This window comes from Methylorubrum zatmanii (assembly GCF_014845115.1).
GTDB classification, from domain to species: domain Bacteria; phylum Pseudomonadota; class Alphaproteobacteria; order Rhizobiales; family Beijerinckiaceae; genus Methylobacterium; species Methylobacterium zatmanii.
The window spans coordinates 1-3,393 of the sequence record NZ_NKUI01000316.1; the positions used below are offsets into that span (position 1 = coordinate 1).

Sequence of the window (3,393 nt, forward strand, 5' to 3'; positions counted from 1 at the left end):
GGCGCCGGCAAGACCACGGTGCTCGACCTGATCTGCGGCCGCACCCGGGCCAGCTCCGGCTCGATCAAGTACAAGGGACAGGAACTCACCAAGCTGTCCGAGAGCGCGATCGTCCAGGCCGGTGTCGGGCGCAAGTTCCAGACCCCCTCGATCTACGACGACCTGACGGTGTTCGAGAATCTCGAGATCTCGTTCCCGCGCGGCCGCTCGGTGTTCGGGGCGCTCACCTTCAAGCGCGATGCCGAGGTGCGCGACCGCATCCACGAGATCGCCCAGACCATCTTCCTCAAGGACCAGCTCGACGAGCGGGCCGAATTCCTCAGCCACGGCCAGAAGCAATGGCTCGAGATCGGCATGCTGCTGATCCAGGACCCGGAACTCCTGATGCTCGACGAGCCGGTGGCCGGCATGAGCGTCGGCGAGCGCATCAAGACCGCGGAACTCCTGAACCAGATCATCAAGGGCCGCTCGGTGCTGGTGATCGAGCACGACATGAAGTTCGTCGAGGACATCGCCCACCGGGTCACCGTGCTGCACCAGGGCAAGGTCCTGTCGGAAGGCTCGATGGAGCGGGTCAAGAACGACCCGAAGGTCATCGAAGTCTATCTGGGCCATTGAGAAGGCGTACCGATCATGCTCCAGACCAGCGCCTCTTCCTCCCCCCTCGTGCCGCCGGTGATGGCAGGCGTGCCGCCGATGCTGGCGATCTCCGACCTCCATGCCGCCTACGGCCAGAGCGAGGTTCTGCACGGCATCGATATCAGCGTGGCGCCCGGCGAGATCGTCGCCGTGATGGGCCGCAACGGCATGGGCAAGTCGACGCTCATGAAGACGCTGATGGGCATCGTGCCGACCAAGTCGGGGACTATCACCGTCGATGGCATCGACGTCACCGCCATGAAGAGCCATGCCCGCGTCGCCAAGGGCCTCGCCTACGTGCCTCAGGGACGGATGATCTTCTCGACCATGACGGTGCAGGAGAACATCGAGACGGGCCTGACGGTCACCGGCTCGCGCAAGGTGCCGCAGGACCTCTACACGATGTTCCCCGTCCTCCTGGAGATGAAGGGACGGCGCGGCGGCAACCTCTCCGGCGGCCAGCAGCAGCAGCTCGCCATCGCCCGGGCGCTCGCCAGTAACCCCAAAGTTCTTCTTCTCGACGAGCCGACCGAGGGCATCCAGCCCTCGATCATCCGTGAGATGGGGCGTACCCTCAAGAAGATTCGCGACGAGCGCGGTCTGTCGATCGTCGTCTCCGAGCAGGTTCTGAGCTTCGCCATGGACGTGGCCGACCGCGTTCTCGTGATCGAGAACGGCGCCATCGTCCACGAGAGCCTGCGGGCCGATATCGACGAGGCGCAGGTCGCCCGGTTCCTGTCGGTCTGAGTCACGCGCGCTCCTCAGCGGGAGGAGCGCGCGTCGGAAGACGCTGAGTTCACCACACCCACGAAAGCGGCCGGAACAACCCCGGAGACGCAACGGGGACGGCTGCCTGCAATCTGGACAGCAAAGGAGCTGGGACGGACATGCCCGAGACCCTGATCAAGGTCGATCTCACGCAGTCGGCCTACGACAACGACATGGTGCACAATCGCTGGCACCCGGACATTCCGATGGTCGCCACCGTCAAGCCCGGCGACGACTTCATCGTCGAGACCTATGACTGGACCGGCGGCTTCATCAAGAACAACGATTCCGCCGACGACGTGCGCGACATCGACCTGTCGATCGTCCACTTCCTCTCCGGCCCGATCGGTGTCGAGGGCGCCGAGCCCGGCGATCTGCTCGTGGTCGACCTGCTCGATATCGGCGCCAAGCCCGAGAGCCAGTGGGGCTTCAACGGCTTCTTCTCGAAGAACAACGGCGGCGGCTTCCTCGACGAACACTTTCCCCAGGCCCAGAAGTCGATCTGGGACTTCGAGGGCATGTTCACGAAGTCGCGCCACGTGCCCGGCGTGCGCTTCCCCGGCCTGATCCATCCCGGCCTGATCGGCTGCCTGCCCGATCCGAAGATGCTGGAGACCTGGAACACCCGCGAGAAGGCGCTCTACGACACCAATCCGAGCCGGGTGCCGGCGCTCGCCACCCTCCCCTTCGGCCCGACCGCGCATATGGGCCGGCTGAAGGGCGAGGCGAAGGAGGCGGCTGCGGCGACGGGCGCCCGCACGGTGCCGGGGCGCGAGCATGGCGGCAATTGCGACATCAAGGATCTGTCGCGCGGCTCGAAGATCTACTTCCCGGTCTACGTGCCGGGGGCCGGCCTCTCCATGGGCGATCTGCATTTCAGCCAGGGCGACGGCGAGATCACCTTCTGCGGCGCCATCGAGATGGCGGGTTGGGTCCACCTCAAGGTGAGCCTGATCAAGGACGGCATGTCCAAGTACGGGATCAAGAACCCGATCTTCAAGCCGTCGCCGGTCACCCCGAAATACGACGATCACCTGATCTTCGAAGGGGTTTCCGTCGATGAATCCGGCAAGCAGCATTACCTCGACGTGACCGTCGCCTACCGGCAGGCCTGCCTCAACGCGATCGAGTACCTGAAAAAGTTCGGGTATTCGGGCGCCCAGGCCTACTCGATCCTCGGCACCGCCCCGGTCCAGGGCCACATCTCCGGCGTCGTCGATATCCCGAACGCCTGCGCGACCCTCTGGATCCCGACCGGCATCTTCGACTTCGACATCAACCCGTCCGCCGCCGGGCCGACGAAGTTCCTCGACGGCTCGATCCAGATGCCGCTCTCGCCCGATCTGTAATCGCCCCGGTTTGCCGCGCGTATCGGCGCGGCAAACCGCCTTCGTCTTCTTCGAGAGTGCGCGACATGCCGGTCTACGATTACGCTTGCGACAGCTGCGGGCCGTTCACGGTGCTGCGTCCGATGGCGCAGTTCAAGGATCCGCACGATTGCCCGGATTGCGGTGAGCCGTGCCAGCGCGCCTTCCTCACCGCGCCGCGGATCTCGGGCATGGATGCCGGCCTCAAGGCGGCCCACGCCACCAACGAGCGCAGCCGCCACGAGCCGCGGCGGTCCGGCGGTCACGGGGCCGGCTGCGGTTGCTGCTCCCCGAAGAAAACCACGGCCGCCCCCGCGGCGGCCAAGAGCTTCCCGAACGCGCGGCCCTGGATGATCAGCCACTGATCGGCGGGCCGCCGTCTCTGCGGAAGGATGGATCGAACCGAAACACCGCTCCGCGAAGGAGCCGCCGGCCGCGACACGACAAGCGGGACGAACCCTGTGGGCAGGCCGGCGCAGAGGACGGGTTGGGGACTGACGATGACCGAACGCATGACACGAACGACAAGGCCCGGGCGCCGCCGCAGCGTCAGGATCGGAACGGCCGGCACCCTGCTGGCGGCGAGTGTCGTCGCTGCGACCGGCGCCCTGGCGCAGCA

General features: G+C 66.0%; 4 protein-coding genes. All 4 read left to right on the forward strand.

What is annotated here, in order from left to right:
- The coding region (gene urtD, locus MZTS_RS24245) for an urea ABC transporter ATP-binding protein UrtD (protein WP_192285860.1) at positions 1-618 on the forward strand (618 nt) is incomplete at its 5' end.
- A gap of 78 nt (positions 619-696) precedes the next feature.
- Entirely contained in the window at positions 697-1,386 is a 690-nt protein-coding gene (urtE, locus tag MZTS_RS24250) for an urea ABC transporter ATP-binding subunit UrtE (protein ID WP_192285864.1), read from the forward strand.
- Positions 1,387-1,526: 140 nt separating this feature from the next.
- Positions 1,527-2,756, forward strand: a complete 1,230-nt coding sequence (gene fmdA / locus MZTS_RS24255) for a formamidase (RefSeq protein ID WP_009864478.1) — start codon at positions 1,527-1,529, stop codon at positions 2,754-2,756.
- A 65-nt stretch (positions 2,757-2,821) separates the two neighbouring features.
- Entirely contained in the window at positions 2,822-3,139 is a 318-nt protein-coding gene (locus MZTS_RS24260; RefSeq protein ID WP_192285862.1) for an FmdB family zinc ribbon protein, read from the forward strand.
- Positions 3,140-3,393 lie beyond the last annotated feature (254 nt).